The sequence below is a fragment of the Klebsiella sp. 1SOBk5mer genome, from assembly GCF_046603115.1.
GTDB lineage: Bacteria > Pseudomonadota > Gammaproteobacteria > Enterobacterales > Enterobacteriaceae > Klebsiella > Klebsiella quasipneumoniae.
This window is the reverse complement of sequence record NZ_JBKIUU010000004.1, coordinates 47,723-71,566: the sequence shown is the minus strand read 5'-3', so window position 1 is coordinate 71,566 and position 23,844 is coordinate 47,723. Positions and strand designations below refer to the sequence as shown.

20 protein-coding genes are annotated in these 23,844 nt (G+C 59.3%); 7 read left to right on the top strand and 13 right to left on the bottom strand.

The window, feature by feature from the left end:
* The first annotated feature begins 7 nt into the window (after window positions 1-7).
* The 3 genes from ACLH1U_RS11335 to fba all read left to right on the top strand — a co-directional run bounded on the left by ACLH1U_RS11335 (window position 8) and on the right by fba (window position 3,317).
* Window positions 8-1,399, top strand: a complete 1,392-nt coding sequence (locus ACLH1U_RS11335) for a PTS ascorbate transporter subunit IIC (RefSeq protein ID WP_044521232.1) — start codon at window positions 8-10, stop codon at window positions 1,397-1,399.
* Between the two features lie 65 nt (window positions 1,400-1,464).
* Window positions 1,465-2,427 carry a carbohydrate kinase family protein gene (locus tag ACLH1U_RS11330; RefSeq protein WP_032453579.1) on the top strand — a complete coding sequence of 321 codons (963 nt, stop codon included), beginning with the start codon at window positions 1,465-1,467 and terminating at the stop codon, window positions 2,425-2,427.
* A 35-nt stretch (window positions 2,428-2,462) separates the two neighbouring features.
* Window positions 2,463-3,317 carry a class II fructose-1,6-bisphosphate aldolase gene (gene fba / locus ACLH1U_RS11325; protein ID WP_072199152.1) on the top strand — a complete coding sequence of 285 codons (855 nt, stop codon included), beginning with the start codon at window positions 2,463-2,465 and terminating at the stop codon, window positions 3,315-3,317.
* 58 nt (window positions 3,318-3,375) lie between these two features.
* Here the strand turns inward: fba and ACLH1U_RS11320 are convergent, their stop codons facing one another.
* From ACLH1U_RS11320 to ACLH1U_RS11310, 3 genes are all read right to left on the bottom strand, one after another.
* On the bottom strand, window positions 3,376-5,244 hold the full coding sequence (locus ACLH1U_RS11320) for an amidohydrolase (RefSeq protein ID WP_032453577.1): 1,869 nt from the start codon (window positions 5,242-5,244) through the stop codon (window positions 3,376-3,378).
* Window positions 5,245-5,268: 24 nt separating this feature from the next.
* Complete coding sequence (locus tag ACLH1U_RS11315; protein WP_023288586.1) at window positions 5,269-5,814, bottom strand: antibiotic biosynthesis monooxygenase; 546 nt, start codon at window positions 5,812-5,814, stop codon at window positions 5,269-5,271.
* Between the two features lie 136 nt (window positions 5,815-5,950).
* Complete coding sequence (locus ACLH1U_RS11310) at window positions 5,951-6,592, bottom strand: hydrolase (RefSeq protein WP_002890357.1); 642 nt, start codon at window positions 6,590-6,592, stop codon at window positions 5,951-5,953.
* Between the two features lie 265 nt (window positions 6,593-6,857).
* Between ACLH1U_RS11310 and ACLH1U_RS11305 the strand changes: the two genes are divergently transcribed.
* Window positions 6,858-7,760, top strand: a complete 903-nt coding sequence (locus ACLH1U_RS11305; protein ID WP_023288585.1) for a LysR substrate-binding domain-containing protein — start codon at window positions 6,858-6,860, stop codon at window positions 7,758-7,760.
* Here the strand turns inward: ACLH1U_RS11305 and malZ are convergent.
* The 5 genes from malZ to phoB all read right to left on the bottom strand — a co-directional run bounded on the left by malZ (window position 7,757) and on the right by phoB (window position 14,926).
* On the bottom strand, window positions 7,757-9,574 hold the full coding sequence (gene malZ, locus ACLH1U_RS11300) for a maltodextrin glucosidase (RefSeq protein WP_032453576.1): 1,818 nt from the start codon (window positions 9,572-9,574) through the stop codon (window positions 7,757-7,759). The genes ACLH1U_RS11305 and malZ overlap by 4 nt on opposite strands.
* Before the next feature lie 151 nt (window positions 9,575-9,725).
* Window positions 9,726-11,099, bottom strand: a complete 1,374-nt coding sequence (gene proY / locus ACLH1U_RS11295) for a proline-specific permease ProY (protein WP_023288583.1) — start codon at window positions 11,097-11,099, stop codon at window positions 9,726-9,728.
* Between the two features lie 86 nt (window positions 11,100-11,185).
* Window positions 11,186-12,505 (bottom strand): branched-chain amino acid transporter carrier protein BrnQ, encoded by a 1,320-nt coding sequence (gene brnQ / locus ACLH1U_RS11290; protein ID WP_023288582.1) that lies wholly within the window; start codon window positions 12,503-12,505, stop codon window positions 11,186-11,188.
* A 414-nt stretch (window positions 12,506-12,919) separates the two neighbouring features.
* Window positions 12,920-14,215 (bottom strand): phosphate regulon sensor histidine kinase PhoR, encoded by a 1,296-nt coding sequence (gene phoR, locus ACLH1U_RS11285; RefSeq protein ID WP_085551222.1) that lies wholly within the window; start codon window positions 14,213-14,215, stop codon window positions 12,920-12,922.
* 21 nt (window positions 14,216-14,236) lie between these two features.
* Complete coding sequence (gene phoB, locus ACLH1U_RS11280; protein WP_004204861.1) at window positions 14,237-14,926, bottom strand: phosphate response regulator transcription factor PhoB; 690 nt, start codon at window positions 14,924-14,926, stop codon at window positions 14,237-14,239.
* A gap of 182 nt (window positions 14,927-15,108) precedes the next feature.
* On the opposite strand from phoB, the gene sbcD reads away from it, so the two are divergent.
* Window positions 15,109-16,314, top strand: a complete 1,206-nt coding sequence (sbcD, locus tag ACLH1U_RS11275) for an exonuclease subunit SbcD (RefSeq protein WP_023288580.1) — start codon at window positions 15,109-15,111, stop codon at window positions 16,312-16,314.
* Window positions 16,311-19,448, top strand: a complete 3,138-nt coding sequence (gene sbcC, locus ACLH1U_RS11270; protein WP_411299249.1) for an exonuclease subunit SbcC — start codon at window positions 16,311-16,313, stop codon at window positions 19,446-19,448. Before sbcD ends, sbcC begins: the two co-directional genes overlap by 4 nt.
* 74 nt (window positions 19,449-19,522) lie before the next feature.
* On the opposite strand, the gene mak is transcribed toward sbcC, so the two are convergent.
* Window positions 19,523-20,437, bottom strand: a complete 915-nt coding sequence (gene mak / locus ACLH1U_RS11265) for a fructokinase (RefSeq protein ID WP_411299248.1) — start codon at window positions 20,435-20,437, stop codon at window positions 19,523-19,525.
* Window positions 20,438-20,528: 91 nt separating this feature from the next.
* Between mak and rdgC the strand changes: the two genes are divergently transcribed.
* Window positions 20,529-21,440 carry a recombination-associated protein RdgC gene (rdgC, locus tag ACLH1U_RS11260; protein WP_002890285.1) on the top strand — a complete coding sequence of 304 codons (912 nt, stop codon included), beginning with the start codon at window positions 20,529-20,531 and terminating at the stop codon, window positions 21,438-21,440.
* A gap of 72 nt (window positions 21,441-21,512) precedes the next feature.
* On the opposite strand, the gene ppnP is transcribed toward rdgC, so the two are convergent.
* The 4 genes from ppnP to aroL all read right to left on the bottom strand — a co-directional run bounded on the left by ppnP (window position 21,513) and on the right by aroL (window position 23,601).
* Window positions 21,513-21,797: a pyrimidine/purine nucleoside phosphorylase gene (gene ppnP / locus ACLH1U_RS11255; protein WP_002890284.1), complete on the bottom strand. Its 285-nt coding sequence runs from the start codon at window positions 21,795-21,797 to the stop codon at window positions 21,513-21,515.
* Between the two features lie 77 nt (window positions 21,798-21,874).
* Window positions 21,875-22,555, bottom strand: a complete 681-nt coding sequence (locus tag ACLH1U_RS11250) for an AroM family protein (RefSeq protein WP_072096489.1) — start codon at window positions 22,553-22,555, stop codon at window positions 21,875-21,877.
* Between the two features lie 249 nt (window positions 22,556-22,804).
* Window positions 22,805-22,996, bottom strand: a complete 192-nt coding sequence (locus ACLH1U_RS11245; RefSeq protein WP_008805350.1) for a YaiA family protein — start codon at window positions 22,994-22,996, stop codon at window positions 22,805-22,807.
* Window positions 22,997-23,067: 71 nt separating this feature from the next.
* Window positions 23,068-23,601 carry a shikimate kinase AroL gene (gene aroL / locus ACLH1U_RS11240; RefSeq protein ID WP_023288577.1) on the bottom strand — a complete coding sequence of 178 codons (534 nt, stop codon included), beginning with the start codon at window positions 23,599-23,601 and terminating at the stop codon, window positions 23,068-23,070.
* Between the last annotated feature and the right edge of the window lie 243 nt (window positions 23,602-23,844).

Genomic DNA, 23,844 nt, shown 5'->3' with positions numbered 1-23,844 from the left:
AACGACCATGCAGGCTATTCTTAGTTTCTTAACGGAAATATTCAGTCAACCCGCTTTTTTAATGGGGCTTATCGCCTTCGTTGGCTTAGTGGCGCTGCGCTCCCCCGGCAACAAACTCCTTACCGGCACATTAAAGCCGATTTTAGGCTATTTGATGTTGAGCGCTGGCGCAGGCGTTATCGTTGCCAATCTCAACCCGTTGGGCGGCATTATCGAAGCGGGATTTAATATCCGCGGCGTTATTCCGAACAATGAAGCCATTGTCTCCGTCGCCCAGAAGATGCTGGGCGTGGAAACCATGAGTATTTTGCTGTTGGGCTTTATTTTCAATCTGATCATTGCCCGCTGCACAAAATATAAATATATCTTTCTCACCGGTCATCACTCATTCTTTCTCGCCTGCCTGTTCTCCGCCGTCCTGCAGGCGGCGGAGTTCCAGGGCTGGATGTTGATCCTGATCGGCGGATTCCTGCTGGGCTCATGGTCGGCCATCTCCCCCGCCATTGGCCAGCGTTACACCAGGCAGGTGACCGAGGACGGCGGGATCGCCATGGGCCATTTCGGCTCTCTGGGCTACTACCTCTCGGCGTGGATCGCCAGTCGGACCGGTAATCCGGCAAACTCCTTCGCCGATACCGAAATCTCAGAGAAATGGGGTTTTCTGCGCGATACCACCGTCACCACCGGTATCGTGATGTTTGTTATCTACTTTATCTGCAGCGCTGTCGCCGGGTCGGCGTACCTGAGCACCATCACCGACCAGAACATGCTGATCTTCTCCGTGCTGACCGGTCTGCAGTTCGCCGTTGGCGTAGCCATTGTCTACAACGGCGTGCGCTTGATCCTGGGCGATCTGGTGCCGGCATTCCAGGGCATCAGCCAGAAACTGATCCCGGACTCCATCCCGGCCGTTGACTGCGCGGTGTTCTTTACCTTTAGCCCCACCGCGGTGGTGGTGGGATTCATCAGCTCCTTTGTGGGCGGGCTGGTCGGGATGCTCATGCTCGGCGGTCTGGGCATGGCGCTGATTATTCCCGGCATGGTGCCGCACTTCTTCTGCGGCGGTACCTCCGGGGTCTTTGCCGACAAGCTGGGCGGTAAGCGCGGTTGTATCATCGCCGCCTTTATCGGCGGGATCTTCCTGGCCTTCCTGCCGGCGATGCTGCTGCCGGCGCTCGGCAACCTCGGGTTTGAAAACAGCACCTTCGCCGATTTCGACTTCGCGGTGTGGGGCATCATTATCGGTAACGCGTTTACCCAGTTTGGCCAGGTCACTATCTACCTGATTTGTCTGGCGCTGCTCGTCGCGCTGCTGGCGCCTTTCTGCTTCCGTCAGGTACGGGTGGTGGGCAACACGCTCAGCTATGAGGAGCTTATCGCCAAGCAGAAAAATGAATAAGCGAGGTCATTTTTCCCGGCGGGACGGTCAAGCTTCCCGCCGCTGACAAATAATCAGGAGTGGTTATGGCTATTTTGTCCATTGGATTTGCTTGTTTCGATCAGTTTTTCTTTCTCAATGAATGGCCCCAGGAGAATACTAAAAACTTTTGTCATGATTTTATCGAAAGCGGCGGCGGCCCGGCGGCCAATGCGGCCTGGCTGCTGGGATTATGGGGGGAGGAGGTCTATTACATCGGCCATCTGCATCAGGATCTTTACGGTCAGCGCATTATCGATGAGTTTGCCGAAGCGGGCGTGGATACCAGCCAGGTGGTTTTCTCCGATGACATGATCACCCCGCTGGCCTCGGTGCTCGTCAATCGCTTAACGGGTTCGCGGACGATTATTACCCGCAAGATGCAAACACCGCCTTCCCTGACCTACGATCAAAAGCTCAAACTGGACGATCTCGCCGAGCGACTGATTGCCGCCGAGGAGCCAGTCACTATTTTAATTGACGGCCATGAGGCGGAAATCAGTGAATATTTAATTAAGAAACTGCCCAACGCCAGAGTCGTGATGGACGGTGGGTCACTGCGTGCCAGCAATATTAAACTGGCGGCCTGGACCGACTATTTTGTGGTGAGCGAACATTTTGCCCGCGACTATATGAGCTATCGCTCGCTGAGCACCGAAGCAGAAATTAAAGCAGCGCTGATTGAGCTGAATAAAATTTGCCGCGGCGAGGCATTTATTACCCTTGGCGAAAAAGGCTGCGCTTTTTTAAAAAGCGGTATGCTGCAGATCGTTCCTTCCTGGCTGTGCAATGCCGTGGATACCACCGGAGCCGGGGATGTATTTCACGGCGCCTTCACCTATGGCGTCCACTATTCATGGCACATAGATAATATTATTTTATTTGCCAGCCTCACCGCCGCCATTTCTATTGAAAAAAAAGGGGTACGGGAATCTATGCCGGACCTGGCGGTCGTCCACCACTCGTTAAATAGCTACGAGAGAAACTTAAAGCAATATTTTGAAGAATAACTGTATTTAATAAATATCAAGAGGTGAATATGTTAGTGTCGATGAAGGACATGCTTCAGCATGCCCTGAGGGACGGCTACGCCGTCGGTCAGTTCAACATTAATAATCTGGAATGGGTTGGCGCCGTATTAAGCACCGCCCAGCAGTGCCGCTCACCGGTTATTTTGGGCGTGTCCGGCGGCACGGTTAAGCATATGCTCGGGTTAAAATGTATTCATGACATCGTGGTTAACGCCATGGAGTATTTACATATTGATGTTCCGGTGGCGCTGCATCTGGATCATGGCACCACCCGGGAGGCCTGCGAAGCGGCGATCGCCGCCGGCTTCAGTTCCATTATGTTTGATGGCTCGCATCTGCCGTTCAGGGAAAACCTGGCCATTACCCGCCACCTGGTGACGCTGGCGCACAGCAAAGGTATCTCCGTGGAGGCCGAACTGGGGACTATCGCCGGTAGCGAAGACGGCATTGTCAATTCCGAAGTCATCTATGCCGATCCGCAGGAGTGCTACACCCTGGTGACAGAAACCCAGGTGGACTGCCTCGCCGCCGCGCTGGGCTCCACCCATGGCCTGTATAAAGGCAAAGCCAGGCTGGGATTTAGCGAGATGAAAGCCATTGCCGAGCGGGTGAAGGTTCCGCTGGTACTGCATGGCGGCACCGGTATTGCCGATGAGGATATGCGCCGGGCGATTGCCTGCGGCACCGCCAAGATTAACGTTAATACCGAAAATATGTACGCCTGGTGCCAGCAGGTGAAGGCGATCTTCGCTGCCGACACCGGGCACGATGTGAACGATCCGCGGAAAGTGATCGCCCAGGGACTGCAGCCGGTACGCGAGATGATTGCCCGCCGCATGGCGCTATTTGGCTCACAGCAGCGCTATTGATGCGGGAAAGGTGGCTGAGACCTCCGCCCCTTAGCTACCGGGGCGGAGGCGTCAGGCCTCAGAAGGCAAAGCAGGAGCAGCCCAGCACGCCCCAGAAGGCCTGCTCGTCGGCAACCGGGATCGACGATTTCCGCGCGATATCATGCTGATGGCCGTGAACGCCGCAGCTCCCGCAGCACTGGTGCATCTGCACGATCGCGCCGATTTTCGCGGCGGTCGGCGGAGCGGAACGGTAATGGCCCGGGACCTTCGCCACCGGCGACCACTCCGGCAGCACCGGAATCGGCGGCGGCGCCAGCGGCGAGAAGTGACCGGCGGCATACACCACTTTGCCGTCAACCACCGTCAGCACCGACTCAATGCCTTTGATCTCCTCTTCCGCGACGCTGAAATAGTCCTTCGACAGCACCACCAGATCGGCAAGCTGACCGGCGGCCAGACGGCCCTTTTTCCCCTGCTCGCTGGAGAACCAGGCGCTGCCCGCCGTCCACAGCTCCAGCGCGACATCGCGCGGCAGCCGGTTGTTATCGTCATACATCGCCATCCCGCCGACGGTGCGCCCGGAGACCAGCCAGTACAGCGCGGTCCACGGGTTATAGCTGGCGACGCGGGTGGCATCGGTTCCCAACCCTACCGGTACGTCCAGCTCCAGCATTTTCGCCACCGGCGGCGTATGTTTCACCGCCTCTTTGCCGTAGCGATCGACAAAATATTCGCCCTGGAAGGCCATCCGGTGCTGCACCGCAATGCCGCCCCCCAGCGCCTTCACCCGCTCAATGTTGCGCTCGGTAATGGTCTCGGCATGGTCGAAGAACCAGTGCAGGCCATTAAACGGAATGTCGCGGTTCACCTTCTCAAACACGTCCAGCATCCGGCTGATGGACTCGTCGTAGGTGGCATGCAGGCGGAACGGCCAGCGATGTTCCACCAGGTGGCGCACCACCCGCTCCAGCTCATCCTCCATGCCTTGCGGCAGATCCGGCCGCGGCTGCAGGAAATCTTCAAAATCCGCCGCCGAAAACACCAGCATCTCGCCGGCGCCGTTGGCGCGATAGAAGTCGGTCCCCTGCCCCGGCTTCAGCATGTCGGTCCAGCGTTCGAAGTCCTCCAGCTCCTGCTTCGGCCGCTGGGTAAACAGGTTGTAGGCGATGCGCACGGTCATTTGCTCTTTCGCGTGCAGCTGTTCGATAATTTCGTAATCTTCAGGGTAGTTCTGGAAACCGCCCCCGGCGTCGATGGCGCTGGTCAGCCCCAGCCGGTTCAGCTCGCGCATAAACTGGCGGGTGGAGTTCACCTGCAGATCCAGCGGCAGCTTCGGCCCTTTGGCCAGGGTGGCGTAGAGGATCATGGCGTTTGGTTTGGCGATCAGCATCCCGGTCGGGTTGCCGTGGCTATCGCGGACGATCTCGCCGCCCGCCGGATCCGGCGTCTCTTTGGTATATCCCACAGCTTTCAGCGCCGCGCGGTTCAGCAGCGCGCGATCGTAGAGATGCAGCACAAACACCGGCGTATCGGGCGCCGCGTCGTTTAGCTCTTCCAGGGTCGGCATCCGTCGTTCGGCGAACTGGAATTCGCTCCAGCCGCCGACCACCCGCACCCACTGTGGGGAGGGTGTGCGATCCGCTTGCTCCTTGAGCATTCGCAGCGCATCGGCCAGCGAGGGCACCCCCTCCCAGCGGAGCTCAAGGTTGTAGTTCAACCCACCGCGGATCAGGTGCAGGTGAGAATCGTTGAGGCCCGGGATCACCGTATGCCCTTTGAGATCGACGATCTGCGTCCCCTCGGCGGCAAAGCTCATGATCCGATCGTGGCTTCCGGTGGCAACAATTTTTCCGTCGGCGATGGCCACGGCTTCCGCCAGCGGATTCGCGCGATCGAGGGTATGAATCTGGCCGTGGGTCAGAATCAGTGTGGCAGTTTGCGACATAACGCACTCCTTGGGGAGGCTGACTCAGTTTTTCTTCAACCAGCCAGCAAACAGGCGGGTCACGATGGGCATCCAGAACCAGACCACCAGCGCAACCACGCAGGCATCATTGATCAGGTGCAGCAGCAGGCTCCCCTTAAGCGACGGCAACAGCATGCCGGTCACCGCCGGCACCAGGTTGGTGCTGGGGAAAATCACCAGCAGGGTGATCAGAAACTGTTTCCAGCGCCGCGGCTGGCGCACATTCGCCACCGGCGGGGTAAACCAGAAGGCCGGCTCGGTCCGCACCTCCGTCCGATCGCCCTCCGTCAGCAGCGGGGCAATCTCCGCCACCAGCTGACGACGGGTTTCCGACTGCGTCCAGGCGTAGAGATGCTCCAGGGTGTCGAAGCGGATAATCACGCTCCACAGATTCTGCCCTGCGGCGGGCCGGATCACATTCGCCCCGAGATGGCCGGGAAATTCAGCCGCGATGGGCATGATTTTGCCGAGCCACTCTTCGTAGCGCTGGCCGTGTTGCGGATCGAGCAGATGGCTGATGACCAGGGTCACCGATTTTTGCTGCGCCATAAAGAGTTCCTTGCTTCAGGGGAATGGCAGGATTGCTCCTGCCATTAGCGATAAATGGCTCTGCACAACATCATTCATGCTGCGTCGGGGCGGACAAACGCAGCCAACAAAGAGGCAGCTTGAAGGATGAAGTGAGTTACGCTTTACGCTCTGGCGCGCCGTGCACCATGGTATAAGCGTAATCCACGCCCATCCCGTAGGCGCCGCTGTGTTCGCGCACCAGGTCCATGACCGCATCGTAAGTCGCTTTGCGCGACCAGTCGCGCTGGTACTCCAGCAACACCTGCTGCCAGGTCACCGGCACCGCACCCGCCTGCACCATCCGGTCAATAGAACGCTCATGGGCGTCGACAGAGGTACCGCCGGAGGTATCGGTGACCACATACACTTCGTAGCCCGCCTCCAGGGCCATCAGCGCCGGAAACGTCAGGCAAACTTCGGTCCACAGAGCGGAGATCACCAGCTTTTTACGGCCGGTCGCTTTCACCGCCGCAACGAAGGCATCGTCTTCCCAGGAGTTCATTGAAGTACGCTCAATCGGCTTGACGTCAGGATGCACGGCCAATAATTCCGGCCAGATATAACCGCTGAAGCTTTTGGTCTCTACGGAAGTGTAAATCACCGGTACATTAAAAATTTTGCCGGCTTTGGCCAGCGCCACGGTGTTATTTTTGAGGGTCTGGCGATCGATATTCGCCACGCCAAATGACATCTGTGGTTGATGATCAATAAAGATAAGGGCGGAATTAGTGGGATCGAGCAGTTCACGAATAGACATTAAATACCTTCTTAATCAATGAGTTAAAAAGATGACATGATGGTTAATGCGTCGTGTAGATCCTGACTGATAAAGCATGGTGAGTATAGCCAGTTATTTCTAACAAGTTATTAAAGTTTTTTTGTGATTTATATTTTGTCGGCGGTTAGTATTGACTCACGCCAGCTTTCATCAAATTTTTACGTCAAACTGTTCTGATTTATTCACTGGCATTGATTATTGCGCTTAGGTACAACAAGGGAAAATAAATTAATGGAAACCCCTGATGCGCGTAAACTTTGATGTTCTGATGATCCTTGATGCGCTGGACCGACACGGATCCTTCGCCACCGCCGCGGAGTCGCTGTATAAAACCCCCGCCGCGCTGAGCTATATGATCCAGAAGCTGGAGAACGATCTGGACATTGTCTTATTGGATCGCTCCGGTCACCGGGCGAAGTTTACCGATACCGGGCGATTGATGCTCGAGAAAGGACGCCAGCTGTTGAGCGCCGCCAGAGATCTGGAAAAGCAGGCCCAGCAGCTAAGCGCCGGCTGGGAGCGAGAGCTGGCGATCGCCCTCGACGCCTCGTTTCCCTTTTCAGCCCTGCTGCCGCTGATCGCCGAGTTCTACGCGCAAAACCCGCAGACGCGGCTGAACTTCAGTCATCACACCCTCGCCGGTTCGTGGGAAGAGCTGACCCACCATGGCGCGGATATTATCCTCGGCGCCATCAATGAGCCGCCTACCTCCGCCGAGTGGTCATGGCAAACCCTTGGCGCGCTGGATAACATTTTCGTGGTCGCCCCGACCCACCCGCTGGCCGGCGCGGAAGCGCCGCTCAGCAATAAGCAGCTCAGCCAGCACCGGGCGGTAGTGATCCGCGACAGCGCCCGCTATTGCCATCCGCTGAACAGCAACCTGCTTGATGAACAACCGCAAATCGGCGTCGATGATTTCGCCAGCAAAGTCGAACTGCTGTGCGCCGGGCTGGGCTGCGGCTTTCTGCCGCGTCATATCGCCCGCCCGTGGCTGGAAAAAGGCTGTCTGGTGGAGAAAAGCGTCGCCTGCTGGCGGGAAAAAGATATCACCTACATGGCCTGGCGCAGCGGGAATGACGGGCTGGCTCAGCGCTGGTGGCGGGAGGCGCTCCTCCGCGACGACCTGCTGAGCCAGCTCTATCGTTAACGGCCTGACCAGACGCAGGCGGAGATAGCCGGGAGGGTCAGCACCCCGTCATGGAAGACGCCAGCGCCTTCCTGCAGCGTCCAGGCCCCCACGTCCAGCAGCGGCGAATCCTCGATAACCACCTCGCAGGCTTCGCCGCGGTTAATCGCCACCAGCACCCGCTGCTGTTTATAGACGCGGACAAACACCACCACGTTATCCTCGGCGTAAATCACCAGGCACCCGCCGTAGCGCAGCGCCTGCTGGGCTTTACGCAGTTTCGCCATCCGCTGATACAGCGCCAGCAGCTGGGTATCCTGCAGCGCCGGATCCCACGGGAACGGTTTACGGCAGAACGGATCGTTATTGCCATCCACGCCCACCTCGTCGCCGTAGTAGATGCACGGTACCCCCGGCCAGCTGAACAGCCACACCACCGCCAGCGGCAGGCGCGCTACGTCTTTGCCAAGGAGAGATTTAAAACGCGCCGTATCATGGCTGTCGAGCTGATTGAACATCCGTAGCTGCTGCTGATGCGACAGCCCGGCGCGATAATTATCCATCCACGCCATACAGGTCTGGGCGTCTATCTTCTGCGGATCGTAAGAGATATCGGTATTGGCAAGGAATCCCCAGATCGGGAAGGTGAAGCCGCGGTAGTTCATTGCCGAATCTTCGGCATCCGCCTGCAGCCACTGGCGCGCGTCGCCAAAATGTTCGCCAAAGACAAAGGCTTCCGGCTGCGTTTGCTTCGCCGCCTGGGTGATGCCGGCGATATGCCGCAGGTTATTTCGCGCCCCGCCGCCTTCGCCGAGCATATGCACCACATCCAGACGCCAGCCGTCCATGCTCCACGGCGCCTTCAGCCAGTGGCGTACGATGCTGTCCTCGCCGGCATAGATCTCGTTGACCAGGCTGGTCGACCGATAGTCGAGCTTCGGCAGACTGGCATAACCCAGCCAGTTGTGCGCCTGCCCCTCCCCGGAGAAGGTAAACCAGTCGCGCCACGGGGAGTCCGGATGATGGCCGGCGCCGCCGCTGCCCTGCTGGTGACGGTCGAACCAGGGATGGGAATCGCCGGTATGGTTGAACACGCCGTCGAGGATCATGCGCATTCCCGCCCGCTGGGTGTTATGGCGCAAGCGGAGCAGCGCCGCGTCGCCGCCAAACTGCGGATCGACGCGCCGATAATCCTCTGTGTCATATTTATGCACGCTGGGGGCGGCGAAGACCGGGTTCAGATACAGGGCGGTCACGCCGAGCTGCTTCAGGTACGGCAGTTTTTCGCTGATGCCGTCGAGATCGCCGCCGTAGAAGGTCGAACCGCCCGCCTCGCCGGTAAGCGGTTCGTCCCACGCCTTGCGCACAATCTCCCGTCCCGCCGCGTGATGGTAATAGACCGCGTCCTGTTCGGCGTCACGCGCAGCGCTGCGGGCAAAGCGATCGGGGAAAATCTGATAGAAAACCTGATCGGCCACCCACTGCGGGCCGGCGTCCGGCAGGTCGACGGCGAACTGCTCCAGCCTGGCCGGCGGAAAACGGCTGAAGCCCTGCGGCGTAAACCAGCGCTGATGGTCGGCCCACAGCAGCTTAAAGCTGTAGCGGCGGCGCGGCTGACCGCTGGCGAGATGGATTTCACCGCGCCATGCCACCACCCCCGGCCTCGGCGCCTGGCGGAGGCGCTGCATCGGCAGCGACAGCTCTTCGTTATCTTCTTCCGCGCGCAGCGTGATCCGCTGCGGCAGCGACTCACCGCTTAACCACAGGGTAATAAACAGTCGGTCCTGTTGCACCTTGATAAAGGGTGCAACCGGAAGGTGCCATGCCTTCAACATCGTGAATCCTCATTGTGCAGAATGGGCACACCTTGCCATAGCCGTCAGGCGCAGAACTCATCGTCACAGGATTTTTTGGGGGAGGATAACGGGGGAGGACGCGGGTCGGCAAGCCGCCCCGGTCGCGCGATGCTGACCGGGGCGATGTCGATTACTGAGCCTGCGCCAGGCGGCGCTCGCGACGGGTCTTAAAGACCCAGCCCAGCAGCAGCAGCGCAATCCACGCCATACCGACATACAACGAAATGCGGGTGTCCGGATGATAGCCGATCAGGGCGATAATAAACGCCAGGAACACCAGGCCGACAACCGTGGTCGCCACCCCGCCGGGGACTTTGAATTTCAGGGCCTTGACCTCCTCCGGCGACAGACGGCGGCGGAAGGCAATCTGCGACAGCAGGATCATAATCCACACCCACACGGTGGCGAAAGTGGCCAGCGAGGCGATCACCAGGAAGACGTTTTCCGGCATGATGTAATTGAGGTATACCGCAAACAGCAGCGCAATGGTCATCACCATCACCGTCACCCACGGAATACCGCGACGCGAGGTTTTGGCGAACACCTTCGGCGCGCTCCCCTGCTCGGCCATGCCGTGCAGCATACGGCCCACGCCGAACACGTCGGAGTTAATCGCCGACAGCGAGGCCGTCAGGACCACGAAGTTAAGAATGCTGGCCGCGAAGGTAATGCCCAGATGCTGGAAGGTCAGGACAAAGGGGCTGCCGTCGGTACCCACCTGGTTCCACGGATAGATAGACATAATGACGAACAGCGTGCCGACATAGAACACCAGAATGCGCATCGGCACTGAGTTGATGGCGCGTGGAATGGATTTCTCCGGATCTTTCGCCTCGCCGGCGGTAATGCCGATGATTTCGATACCGCCGTAGGCGAACATCACCATCTGCAGCGACATCACCATTCCCAGCCAACCGTTGCTGAAGAAGCCGCCGTTGCTCCACAGGTTATGAATCCCCGTCGGCTGGCCGCCGTTGCCGATCCCCCAGATAATGATGCCGAACCCGGCGAGGATCATGATGATGATGGTGGCCACTTTGAAGAACGAGAACCAGAACTCCAGCTCGCCAAATACCTTGACGCTCATCAGGTTGACGGCGCAGATGATCAGCACCACGCTGAGCACCCAGATCCAGTGCGGCACCGTCGGGAACCAGACGCCCATGTAGATCCCGAAGGCGGTGACGTCGGCGATGGCGACAATCAGGATTTCAAAGCAGTAGGTCCAGCCGGTGATATACCCCGCCAGTCCGCCGAGGTTTTCCTGGGCATAGCGGGAGAATGAGCTGGCGGAAGGGTTATGCACCGACATCTCACCGAGCGCGCGCATAATGATATATGCCGCGACGCCGCCGATAATGTAGGCCAACAGTACGCTGGGTCCGGCCATTTTAATCGCGTCGGCTGAACCGTAAAAAAGCCCGGTGCCGATGGCGGAACCCAGGGCCATAAAGCGAATGTGCCGGGTGCTTAGCCCGCGCTTAAGCTTGTTACTACTTTCCATCGTGGTTTTTCAATGCCGTTTAACACAAAAAATAAAAAACCACGGAACCCGAAGTCCCGTGGTTAAACGCTTGTCCTCAACGCCGGTTAGTGCGCGCTGGAGGTCACCTGACGTCCGGCGGCACGGTCCCAGATCACCGCGAGAATTGCCATCACGGCGGTCGGCATCAGCCAGGCCAGGCCCTGCTCCGCCAGCGGCAGACGCGCGGTCCAGGCCGGCAGGATAGCGGCAAACGCCGATGACTTAATCCCGTCAATGATACCAAACATCAGACTGATAAACATGGCCGGCGCGATAACACGGGACGAATTATGCCACCAACTGCGGGTAAAGCTTAATACAACCAGTGCGATACACGGCGGGTAGATAGCGGTCAGCACCGGAATCGACACCTGAATCAGGTGGCTCAGACCGAGGTTGGAGACCGCCATCGAGAACAGGCCGAGGATAAAGACCAGCGTGCGATAGGAGAACGGCAGATACTGGGCAAAGAATTCGGCGCAGGCGCAGGTCAGGCCCACCGCCGTCACCAGGCAGGCGATGAAGATCAGCGCCGCCAGCAGGAAGCTGCCCGCCCCGCCGAAGGTATGCTGCACGTAGGCGTGGAGGATCGCCGCGCCGTTAGCGGACTGGTCCACGAGGGTGGCGCTATCAGAGCCCAGACGGAACAGCGCCAGATACAGCAAGGTCAGACCGACGCCTGCCATCAGGCCCGCCCAGACGGTGTAGCGGGTCAACAGACGCGCTTCGCTGACGCCGCGGGAGCGTGCGGCATTGACAATCACGATCCCGAACACCATCGCACCAAGGGTGTCCATGGTCAGGTAGCCGTTGACGAAGCCATTGGAGAATGGCGCGGTACGATACGCTTCCAGCGCGTCGCTGATCGGGCCTGCCGGCCAGACAATAGCGGCGACCGCCAGCACAATCAGGGCGATAATTTTCAGCGGCGCCAGGAAGTTGCCCACCGTATCCAGCAGTTTGCCCGGATAGAGCGAGACCAGGATCACCAGCGCGAAGTAGATAACGCTGTAGATCAGCAGCGGCAGCGGGCCGTCGCCGGTCAGCGGCGCAATCCCGACTTCAAAAGAGACGGTCGCGGTGCGCGGGGTCGCGAACAGCGGTCCCACCGCGAGATAACACACCACCGCCAGCAGGATACCAGCCACTTTACCAATCGGGGTGCTCAGGCTTTCAACGCCGCCGCCGACTTTCGCCAGCGCCACCACCGTCAGCACCGGCAGACCCACCGCGGTGATCAGGAAGCCGATCGCCGCCGTCCAGACGTGCTCGCCCGCCTGTAAGCCAACCATCGGCGGGAAAATAATGTTGCCTGCGCCAACGAACAACGCGAAGGTCATAAAGCCCAACGCTATGATGTCGCGAGATTTTAACTGATGGGTCATAAATTCATTACTGCCTGTGGATGTGGTGTTGTAAAAAAATGGAAAAATACCGCGCTACCCTCTCAGGGACAATACAGCGGCGATTGCCGGTAAACTCAGCGAGATATGCTCCCGAAGCGGCGTGGGAAAGAATTGTTTTTGGTATTACCACGCAAAAGCAGTCTGTCATCGACTGCGCAGGCGCAATTTAAACGCTTATAACGTTTTAAAGCAAGGCACGATCGCAAAAGCAGATGATTATGCTGGTTATCAGTTTAACACCAGAATCATTTACCATATTGATGGAAAACCCGTGGCTTATCATGCGAACAAAAAAGCAGCGCGCGTTCATTAAATAGGCGAGAGAAAAACGACTGCCAGGGAAAATGACCAGCCGAAGCTGGTCATTGGCAAGATAAGCTGACAGCGCGCCGCTCAGGCGTCGTTTCTGGCAATTAATCGTTCCGGGAGCAGGAAGCTGAAACGGGTTCCCTTGCCCACCGAGCTGTCGATCTCCAGCCGGCTGTCATGATGGTTGACCGCGTGTTTGACGATCGCCAGCCCCAGGCCGCTGCCCCCCGTTTGCCGGGAGCGAGCCTTATCCACCCGATAGAAGCGCTCGGTCAGACGGGGAATATGCTCCGGCGCAATGCCCGGCCCATTATCCTCGACGCTGAACAGCGCCCCCTGGGGCGTTCGCTGCCAGCTGACGCGAATTTCGGTGCCCGGCGGGGTGTGGTTCACCGCGTTATAGACCAGGTTAGAAATGGCGCTGCGCAGTTGTTCCTCGTTGCCCAGCACCTTGAGCTGCTCATCGACGGTAAAAATCAGCGTCTGCTTATCCTGGCTGAGGGTCTGCGCCTCGCGCTCCACGACCCGCAGCATCATCGGCACGTCGATGCGGTCATTCATCGCCAGCGCCGGCGCGGCTTCAATACGCGACAGCGTGAGCAACTGCTTCACCAGCCCCTCCATACGCTGGGTTTGCTCACGCATGGTGTGCAGGGCCTTTTCACGGGTCGCCCCTTCCAGCACCTGCTCCTGCATCATCTCCAGATAGCCCTGCAGCACCGTCAGCGGGGTGCGCAGCTCATGGCTGACGTTGGCGAAAAAGTTACGCCGCGCCCCTTCCAGCTGATGCATCTGCGTCACGTCGCGCGCCACCATCAGCCACTGTTTGTCGCTGTAGGGCATCACGCGAATTTCCAGATGACGGGCATTATTCAGCACCAGATTGAGCGGCTTTGAAAAATCACGCTGTTTCAGGTAGTTGGCGAATTCAGGATAGCGCAGAAGGTTAAGAATGTTTTGCCCACTGTCGTCCGGCCAGCGCAGGTTTAAAATCTGCTGCGCCAGGCCGTTACACCAGAAAATGGCCCCCTCTTCCGTGGTCAGGACCACCGCGTCCGGCAGGGATTCCGCCCCGCTGCGAAAGCGTTTGATCAGGCTTCCCAGCTCACGTCGACGCTTTTTATTACGCATCTGCATCTGGTGCAGACCATACAGCAGCGGCTCCCAGCTGCCGCGGCCGGGCGGAGGGGTCATGCTCCGGTCCACCCACAGCCACCACGACAGGCGCATCAAATTCCAGAAATGCCAAATCAACAAACCGGTCACTGCCGCCAGTAAAAACCACGGCAAATGACCCACAAACGCCCCCAGAATCAGGGCCGGAATACACGCTAAAAAGAGCTCCAGCGCCAGCCTTTTCCATGACAGCCGTTCCAGCACGGGTCACACTCCTGTCAAAATTCAGAAACGGGCGGAGAAACGATACCCCGTGCCGCGAACCGTTTGCACCATGCGATCATGGCCACTGTGTTCCAGCGCTTTACGCAGGCGGCGAATATGGACGTCTACCGTGCGGTCTTCCACATAGACGTTGGTTCCCCAGACGTGGTTCAGCAGCTGCTCGCGGCTGTACACCCGCTCCGGATGGGTCATAAAGAAGTGCAATAATTTAAATTCCGTTGGCCCCATGTCCAGCGGACTTTCGCCGGTCATCACCCGGTGCGATGAGGGATCGAGGCTCAGCCCCTGCATTTCAATCACCTCTTCCACCGCCATCGGCGAAATACGGCGCATCACCGCTTTGATTCGCGCCACCAGCTCCTTCGGTGAGAAAGGCTTGGTAATGTAGTCGTCCGCCCCGGTCTCCAGGCCGCGAACGCGATCCTCTTCTTCTCCGCGCGCGGTCAGCATCACCACCGGAATATCCCGGGTCATCGCCTCGCGCTTGAGCAGCTTAATAAACTGCAGCCCCGAACCGCCCGGCAGCATCCAGTCAAGGAGAATCAAATCAGGCCAGGGTTCATTGAGTTGATTCACCGCGCTGTCATAATCTTCCGCTTCGACAGGCTGAAAGCCATTTTGCTCCAGAACAAAGCAGACCATTTCGCGGATTGGAGCTTCATCTTCAACGACCAGAATTCTTCTCGCCATTATTTACCCTGTGTTTTTTAGCCATCAGTATAGAAGTGCGGCGTCATTATGCGTCACTTTTGTGACAGATTTATGAAAAAAATGACCGTCTGACGATCGGGTATTTTGAAGCATGACGCGGACTTACCCCTCTCCGACAAATGGTATACTGCCGCTCATGCTTTTTTCGCTAGGGAAGATTTATGCGCATCCTTCACACCTCCGACTGGCACCTGGGCCAGAATTTTTACAGCAAAAGCCGTGCGGCCGAACATGACGCCTTCCTGACCTGGCTGCTGGCCCGCGCGCAGGAGCATGAAGTCGACGCCATCATCGTGGCCGGCGATATTTTTGATACCGGATCGCCGCCAAGCTACGCTCGCGAACTGTATAACCGCTTTGTCGTCCAGCTGCAGCAGACCGGCTGTCGCCTGGTGGTGCTGGCGGGCAACCACGATTCGGTGGCGATGCTCAATGAATCCCGCGATATCCTCGCCTTTTTACACACCACCGTCGTGGCGAACGCCGGCTGCCCGCCCATTGAGCTGCCGCGGCGCGACGGCACCCCAGGCGCTATCTTCTGCCCGGTGCCGTTTTTACGCCCGCGCGAGCTGGTCACCAGCCAGGCCGGCCACTCCGGTCGGGAAAAACAGCAGCAGCTGCTGCACGCCATCAGCGACTATTATCAGGAGCAGTATCAGCAGGCCTGCGCCCTGCGCGGCGATCGGCCGCTGCCCGTGATTGCCAGCGGCCATCTGACCACCGTCGGCGCCAGCAAAAGCGATGCCGTTCGCGACATTTATATTGGCACGCTGGATGCCTTCCCGGCGCAGCACTTCCCCCCTGCCGACTACATTGCGCTGGGCCATATTCACCGGGCGCAGGTGGTTGGCGGCTGCGAGCACATCCGCTATAGCGGCTCGCCGCTGCCGCTGAGCTTTGATGAAACCGGCAAAGCGAAATCGGTGCATCTGGTGAGCTTTAGCGATGGGCGACTCAGCGCCGTGGAGACCCTTGAGGTGCCCGTCACCCAGCCGCTGGCGGTCATCAAAGGCGATCTGGCCGCCATCACCGCCCAGCTGGCGCAGTGGCGCGGCGTTGAACAGGACCCGCCGGTGTGGCTGGATATCGAAATCACCACCGAGGAGTACCTGCACGATATTCAGCGTCATATTCAGGCGCTGACGGAAGATCTGCCGGTGGAAGTCTTGCTGGTGCGCCGCAGCCGCGAGCAGCGCGAGAAAATACTGCTCAACGCCCAGCGGGAGACCCTCAGCGAACTGAAGGTGGAAGAGGTGTTCGAGCGCCGGCTGGCGCTGACCGAGATTGACGATGAGAAGCGCGCCCGGCTGCACGAGCTGTTCGCTCATACGCTGCATACGCTCACCGCGGAGGACGAAAACGCATGAAAATCCTCAGTCTGCGTCTGAAAAACCTCAACTCCCTGAAAGGGGAATGGAAGATAGACTTTACCGCCGAGCCGTTCGCCAGCAACGGCCTGTTCGCCATTACCGGCGCCACCGGCGCCGGGAAAACCACTCTGCTCGACGCCATTTGCCTCGCGCTCTATCACGAGACGCCGCGCCTGAATAAAGTCTCCCAGTCGCAAAATGACCTGATGACCCGCGATACCGCCGAGTGTCTGGCGGAGGTGGAGTTTGAAGTGAAAGGCATCGCCTACCGCGCCTTCTGGAGCCAGAACCGGGCGCGTAACCAGCCAGATGGCAACCTGCAGGCGCCCCGCGTCGAGCTGGCGCGCTGCGCCGACGGCAAAATCCTCGCCGATAAGGTCTCGGATAAGCTGGAGCAAACCGCGACGCTCACCGGCCTCGACTATGGCCGCTTCACCCGCTCGATGCTGCTCTCCCAGGGGCAATTTGCCGCCTTTCTGAACGCCAAGCCGAGCGATCGCGCGGAGCTGCTGGAGGAGCTGACCGGCACGGAAATCTACGGTCAGATTTCGGCGATGGTCTATGAGCAGCACAAAGCCGCTCGCCATACGCTGGAGAAGTTCGAAGCCCAGGCGGCGGGCATCGTCCTGCTGACGGAGGCCCAGCAGCAGGCGCTGCAGGAAAGTTTGCAGGTACTTACTGACGAAGAGAAAGCCCTGCTGGCGCAGCAGCAAAACCAGCAGCAGCAGCTTCAGTGGCTAACGCGTCGCGATGAGCTGGCGCAGCAGCAGCAGCAGGCGGTCAGCGGCCAGCAGCAGGCCCGTCAGGCGCTGGCCGACGCCGCGCCGGCGCTGGCCAGGCTTGAGCTGGCCCAGCCCGCCGCCCAGTTGCGCCCCTTATGGGAGCGGCAACAGGAGCACGCGGCAGGCCTGGCGCAAACCCGCCAGCGAATCAATGAAGTGAATGCTCGCTTACTTACCAGCACGGCGCTGCGCGCGCGCATTCGCCGTAGCGCCGTGCATGCCCAGCGGCAGCGTCAGGCTGAACTGGCCGACCTGGCGCAGTGGCTGGCGGCCCATGAGCGATTTCGCTTATGGGGCCAGGAGATCGCCGGCTGGCGGGCGCAATTTTCGCAGCTGACTCGGGATAAACAGCAGCTGACGGCCCAGACCACCCGCCTGGCCGCGCTGCGCCAGAAGCTGGCCGATCTGCCGGCCAGCCCTCTGTCGCTGACCGCCGATGACGTTGCGGCGGCGATGGCGCAGCAAACCCAGTCGCGACCGCTGCGCCAGCGGCTGCTCTCCCTTCATGAACAGCATCAGCTGCTGCGCAAGCGTCTGCGCCAGAACGCCGAAAGCGTACAGCAGGCGCAGGCGGAGCAGGCAAAACTCAACGCCACCCTGGCGCAGCGCCGGGAGCAGTACAAAGACAAAAACCAGCACTATCTCGACCTGAAGGCGCTCTGCCAGCGGGAAGAAACGATTAAAGATCTGGAGGGTTACCGCGCCCGGCTTGAGGCCGGTAAGCCCTGCCCGCTGTGCGGCTCCTGTGAACACCCGGCGATTGAACAATACGCCTCGCTGACGGTCACGGATAACCAGCGCCGCCGCGATGCGCTGGAAAAAGAGGTCGCCGCGCTGAAAGAAGAAGGTCTGCTGATCCTCGGGCAGGTCAACGCCCTGACGCAGCAGCTCCAGCGTGAAACCGAAGCGGCCGGGCGGCTCGCTGAGGAAGAGCAAGCGCTCACTAAAGCGTGGCAGGAAACCTGCGCCTCTCTTCAGGTCACGCGGGATATTGCGCAAGAGATAAACGACTGGATACAGGAGCAGGAGCGCTACGAGCAACAGCTCTACCAGCTCAGCCAGCGCCTGATGCTGCAGAGCCAGCTTAACGATCAGGAGGCGCTGGCGCGCCAGGCTCAGCAGCAGCTGACGGCCACGCGCCAGGGGCTGGAGAGCGCCCTGCAGACCCTGACGCTCAACCTGCCGGAAGAAGGGACAGAAGCCGCCTGGCTGAACGCTCGCGAAAGCGAATTTGCCCAGTGGCAGGCGCAACAGACCCGGCATGGCGCCATTCAGGAGCAGATTGCCGCCCTGCAGCCGCTGCTGGAGACGCTGCCAGCCAGCGACGAGGCAGAGGCTGAAGCTGAGCCGGTGGTTCCCGACAACTGGCGCGCTATCCATGAGGAGTGCCTGGCGTTGCACAGCCAGCTTGTCGCCCAGCAGCAGCTGGAGACCGAAGAGAAGGCGCGCCTGGACCAGTCGCAGGCGCAATTTACCGCCGCCCTGGCCGCCAGCCGCTTTAGCGATCGGCAGGCGTTTCTCGCCGCGCTGCTGGATGACGAGACCGTCCAGCGGCTGACGCGGTTAAAACAGACGCTGGAGCAGCAGCGCCAGCAGGCGACGGCGCTCTGCGAGCAGGCGACCCGTCAGCAGCAGGCGCACCTGGCGCTGCGTCCGCAAGGGACGGACGCGGACATCCCCGCCCTGCAAACCCAGCTGCAGGCCCTGGCGCAGCGGCTGCGGGACAACACCACCCGCCAGGGCGAGATCCGCCAGCAGCTCAGGCAGGACACAGAGAGCCGTCAACATCAGCAGGCGCTGGGGCGACAGATTGCAGAGGCGGCGCAGCGGGCGGATGACTGGGGCTATCTCAATTCGCTGATCGGCTCCAGCACCGGCGACCGGTTCCGCAAATTCGCCCAGGGGCTGACGCTGGATAATCTGGTCTGGCTGGCAAACCAGCAGCTTAACCGCCTGCACGGGCGCTATCTGCTGCAGCGCAAAGCCAGCGAAGCGCTGGAGCTGGAGGTTGTCGATACCTGGCAGGCCGACGCCGTGCGCGACACCCGCACCCTCTCCGGTGGCGAAAGTTTCCTCGTCAGCCTGGCGCTGGCCCTGGCGCTGTCAGATCTGGTGAGCCATAAGACGCGGATTGATTCCCTGTTTCTTGATGAAGGCTTCGGCACCCTCGACAGCGAAACGCTGGACACGGCGCTGGACGCGCTGGACGCGCTTAACGCCAGCGGCAAGATCATCGGGGTGATCAGCCACGTGGAGGCGATGAAAGATCGCATTCCGGTGCAGATCAAAGTGAAGAAGATCAATGGTCTGGGCTACAGTCGGCTGGACAGAGCGTTTGCGGTGGAGTGAGGTTTGAATCATTGCGATGTCCCCTCACCCTAACCCTCTTCCGGAGCGAGAGGGTCGGGGTGAAGGGGAGCGGTTCAGGTCCCCTGGAGCGGCCACAGCCATGCCGCGCCGCGTACTCCGCTGGAGTCGCCGTGCATCGCTTTGCGGATCGGCGTTTCACACTCGCCGCCGAAGACCCACTGTTTCACCAGGTCCGGCACCGTCTGATACAGCCGCTCGACGTTGCTCATCCCGCCGCCCAACACGATAACGTCCGGGTCGAGGAGATTCACCACGTGGGCCAGCGATTTCGCCAGCCGCTGCTCGTAGCGGCTCAGCGCCAGTTCGGCTTTTTCGTCACCTTCCCCCACCAGGCGCATAATCTCGCTGCCGGTTAACCCCTTGCCGCTCAGCCGCTGGTAGTCAGTGGCAAAGCCGGTGCCGGAGATAAAGGTTTCGATACATCCCTGTTTACCGCAGTAGCAAGGCACTTCCGCACGGTAGCGCAACTCATCGTCGTTCATCCACGGCAATGGGTTATGTCCCCACTCGCCGGCGTTACCATTGCCGCCGATATGCGCCCGCCCGTTGAGCGCCACGCCCGCGCCGCAGCCGGTGCCGATAATCACCGCGAACACCGTGTGCGCCCCCGCCGCCGCGCCGTCCACCGCTTCCGACACCGCCAGACAGTTGGCGTCGTTAGCCAGCCGCACTTCACGGTCGAGGCGCAGGCTGAGGTCCTTATCAAAGGGCTGGCCGTTGAGCCAGGTCGAGTTGGCGTTTTTCACCACCCCGGTATAGGGCGAAATCGTGCCCGGGATCCCCATCCCCACGGTGCCACGCTGTCCGGTCGCCTGCTCGGCCATCGCCACCAGGGTGGCGATAGTCTCGATGGTTTGCCGGTAATCCTCCCGCGGCGTGGGTAACCGATGGCGAAACAGCTGCTCTCCCTGGTCGCTCAGGGCTATCACTTCGGTTTTTGTGCCACCTAAATCAATACCAATACGCACGCTCAGCTCCTCACCCCGATTAACAATGCAAGCATAGCGACAATTCGCTATCATGCCCGCCTGATTTAACGACAAAGCCGTGGAAATTATCATGCTGTGGTTCAAAAATTTAATGGTTTACCGTCTCAGCCGCGATATCGAATTGCGCGCCGAGGAGATGGAAAAACAGCTGGCCGAGCTGACATTTACCCCTTGTGGCAGCCAGGATATGGCGAAAACCGGTTGGGTATCGCCGATGGGATCGCACAGCGACGCGCTGACGCATACGGCGAACGGCCAGATCATTATCTGCGCGCGTAAAGAAGAAAAGATCCTGCCGTCGCCGGTGATCAAGCAGGCGCTGGAGGCGAAGATCCAGAAGCTGGAAGCCGATCAGGGGCGCAAGCTGAAGAAAACTGAGAAAGATTCCCTGAAAGATGAAGTGCTGCACTCGCTGCTGCCGCGCGCCTTCAGCCGCTTCAGCCAGACGATGATGTGGATCGACACCGTCAACGGCCTGATCATGGTGGACTGCGCCAGCGCGAAGAAAGCGGAAGATACCCTGGCCCTGCTGCGTAAAACCCTCGGCTCGCTGCCGGTGGTGCCGCTGACCCTGGAGAATCCGATTGAGCTGACGCTGACCGAGTGGGTCCGCTCCGGCACCGTGGCGCAGGGCTTCCAGCTGCTGGACGAAGCCGAGCTGAAAGCGATGCTGGAAGATGGCGGCGTGATCCGCGCCAAGAAGCAGGATCTGGTGAGCGACGAAATCGCTGTGCATATTGAGGCCGGGAAGGTCGTCACCAAGCTGGCGCTGGACTGGCAGCAGCGTATTCAGTTTGTGATCTGCGACGACGCGTCAATTAAGCGCCTCAAGTTCTGCGATGAATTACGCGACCAAAACGAAGATATCGATCGGGAAGATTTCGCCCAGCGCTTTGACGCCGACTTTATCTTAATGACCGGCGAACTGGCTGCCCTGATCCAAAGCCTGGTGGAAGGGCTCGGCGGCGAAGCACAGCGCTAAGCGCCGCTTTCCTTCCTGCCTGGCAGGAAGGTAAAATACAACCCGGCGGCAAGCGCCGGGCGTTACGCTGGCTTACAGATAGCGGCACAGATAAGAGGTTGGCTCAGCCACCTGCAGATGGAATTCGCTGTTGCCTGGCACATTGAAGACTTCGCCGGCGGCGTAAACTTTCCACTCAGTCTCACCCGGCAGCAGGACATTCAGCGCCCCGCTGACCACCGTCATCTCTTCCGGCTGCGCCGTACCAAAGGTGTATTCCCCTTCCGCCATCACGCCAACGCTGGCGCGACCGGTACTGCTGCTGGTGAAGCCAATGGATTTCACTTTTCCGTCAAAGTATTCATTGCTTTGAAGCATAAACAAGCCCTTCTGATCGTCGTTGAAAGGCTCAATATAGGGGGCGCTCCTTGCCCCTGTCACGTGAAATTAACACATTAGACTAATAGTTCTGCCGCCAGTCGGGAAACCAGCACATTCGACAGCAAAACCGGGACATCAAGGGCTTTTTGTAACACATCGCGATGATGCTGATAGTAACCAAGACAGTCGAGGACCAGCACGTCGGCGCCCTGCTCCAGCAGCGCTTTACCGGCGGTTAACAGCTCGCTGTCGCTACCGGTAAACGGGTTGGCCAGCGCGTAGTACGGCGACTTCTCCAGTGAATGCCACTTTTGTCGCTGCATGGGCATGATCTCTTCCACCGGCACGATCACCCCGACCTGGTGCCCATCAACGATCGACGCCACCAGCGGCGGAATGATCCGCTGCGGCTCGAGGAGGATCGCGTGGTGGGTGGTAAAACCGGTCAGCTGTTCGGAGCTGAGCAGCAGGATCACATCAAAATGCTGTCGATCCAGCATGGCGATCACGCTGCGAACATCACGTTCAATTTTTTGTCGCGACACCATCACCAGCTGGTTATCGCTGAGCAGGGTCAAGAGACCCTGTTCGCCGTCACCCACGGCGTACTCTGCCATCACGTCATCACGCGTCATCTCGCCCAGCAGGCTGATGTGAGCGATCTGTTCTTCCCTGATATGTTCGGTCAGGAGCGGTAATACTCCCGCCAGCGGCACAACGCCGATGGTCAAAATTGCCATCGTTGCACTACTCATATCATGTACCTTTTCACTACCACTGCTTCAACACAGGCTTACCACACACAGCATTCGCCCCCCTGGTGAGTAAAAATCAACCGTCGAGAAGCGTAGCAGCTCCACGCCGCAGTAGAATGTAAAGATTGCCCGGCGGCGGCGGCGCGCCTGAAAAATCCGTGTGTTAGATATTCATTAGTACGACTGATAAATAAAAAGTGTGAGGTATGCCCGATATTGCCCGCAGAGCAGGCAATCCGGGCTCAGGGGTTACGACTTGTCAGGATCTTCGTAGCGCCGCTTGGCATCCACGGCTTCCTGCTCGGTAGGATGTTCGCTGATCAGCGAATTGGGTTCAGGATAGTCCGCGCGAAGTTGATACCAGGTGACCGTCTGACCCTGCGGGCCTTTCTCTACCGCAACCACGCGCGCTTCTCTCGGATATGGGGGCCTGTTTGGCATAGTTCTTCCTTCTTCTGGTATCAGAACTATCAAGTATAGGCGCCCCTCGCCGCCTTAATGTAAGTAAATTCTTAACTTACCGGGGTGGCCGCCGCGCCGCACAGCATGGTCATAATCTGTTCCACCACCCGATCCGGGGCGGCCGTAGCATCGACAATATGATGGGCAGCGTCACGGTATAACGCTTCACGCTGCGCCAGCACCTCGCCCACTTCCTCACGCACCGGTTTCCCGGTGAGCGTCGGCCGCTGTTCGGCTTTCGGGTAGGCTTCCAGACGGTCAATCAGCGCCGATACCGACGCCTGCAGATAGATCACCACGCCGTTCTCCCGCATAAACTGACGGTTACATTCCGCAAGGATGATGCCGCCGCCGGTGGCGATCACCGTATTCGGCAGGGTTACGGCCTTCAGCGACAGGGTCTCCAGCTCGCGAAAGCGCGCCCATCCTTCCGCCTGCACGATCTCCGCCACCGTCCGCTGCTCATGGGCCTGCAGCCGATGATCGGTATCGGAGAACTGAAAATGCCGCGCTCGCGCCAGCGCATGGCCGACGGTGGTTTTACCGCAGCCGCGTGGCCCGATGAGAAAGATTGGCTGTGTCATAACCGAAGACCCCCTGGTTCCGTCTGTCGCAAAAAAAGGAAAACGAAAGAACGTATTATCGCTGTCTGTTCCGCAACGCATACGTAAAGAAAACGTTACACAACTTCTTTACACCCCATCACCACAGTGAGACAAGGGGTTCTTGATGTAAACTTATCATTGCATGTACTGTTTAACCAGCTTTACTTTCTGCCGGGCGTTATTTTTTATCCGCTGCTGGCGTAAACGGTAACACATTTATGC

Coding starts and splice junctions, on each gene's coding strand:
- ACLH1U_RS11335 (WP_044521232.1), top strand. CDS start 8: ATGCAGGCTATTCTTAGTTTCTTAACGGAAATATTCAGTCAACCCGCT.
- ACLH1U_RS11330 (WP_032453579.1), top strand. CDS start 1,465: ATGGCTATTTTGTCCATTGGATTTGCTTGTTTCGATCAGTTTTTCTTT.
- ACLH1U_RS11320 (WP_032453577.1), bottom strand. CDS start 5,244: ATGTCGCAAACTGCCACACTGATTCTGACCCACGGCCAGATTCATACC.
- ACLH1U_RS11315 (WP_023288586.1), bottom strand. CDS start 5,814: ATGGCGCAGCAAAAATCGGTGACCCTGGTCATCAGCCATCTGCTCGAT.
- ACLH1U_RS11310 (WP_002890357.1), bottom strand. CDS start 6,592: ATGTCTATTCGTGAACTGCTCGATCCCACTAATTCCGCCCTTATCTTT.
- ACLH1U_RS11305 (WP_023288585.1), top strand. CDS start 6,858: ATGCGCGTAAACTTTGATGTTCTGATGATCCTTGATGCGCTGGACCGA.
- malZ (WP_032453576.1), bottom strand. CDS start 9,574: ATGTTGAAGGCATGGCACCTTCCGGTTGCACCCTTTATCAAGGTGCAA.
- proY (WP_023288583.1), bottom strand. CDS start 11,099: ATGGAAAGTAGTAACAAGCTTAAGCGCGGGCTAAGCACCCGGCACATT.
- brnQ (WP_023288582.1), bottom strand. CDS start 12,505: ATGACCCATCAGTTAAAATCTCGCGACATCATAGCGTTGGGCTTTATG.
- phoB (WP_004204861.1), bottom strand. CDS start 14,926: ATGGCGAGAAGAATTCTGGTCGTTGAAGATGAAGCTCCAATCCGCGAA.
- sbcD (WP_023288580.1), top strand. CDS start 15,109: ATGCGCATCCTTCACACCTCCGACTGGCACCTGGGCCAGAATTTTTAC.
- sbcC (WP_411299249.1), top strand. CDS start 16,311: ATGAAAATCCTCAGTCTGCGTCTGAAAAACCTCAACTCCCTGAAAGGG.
- rdgC (WP_002890285.1), top strand. CDS start 20,529: ATGCTGTGGTTCAAAAATTTAATGGTTTACCGTCTCAGCCGCGATATC.
- ppnP (WP_002890284.1), bottom strand. CDS start 21,797: ATGCTTCAAAGCAATGAATACTTTGACGGAAAAGTGAAATCCATTGGC.
- ACLH1U_RS11250 (WP_072096489.1), bottom strand. CDS start 22,555: ATGAGTAGTGCAACGATGGCAATTTTGACCATCGGCGTTGTGCCGCTG.
- ACLH1U_RS11245 (WP_008805350.1), bottom strand. CDS start 22,996: ATGCCAAACAGGCCCCCATATCCGAGAGAAGCGCGCGTGGTTGCGGTA.
- aroL (WP_023288577.1), bottom strand. CDS start 23,601: ATGACACAGCCAATCTTTCTCATCGGGCCACGCGGCTGCGGTAAAACC.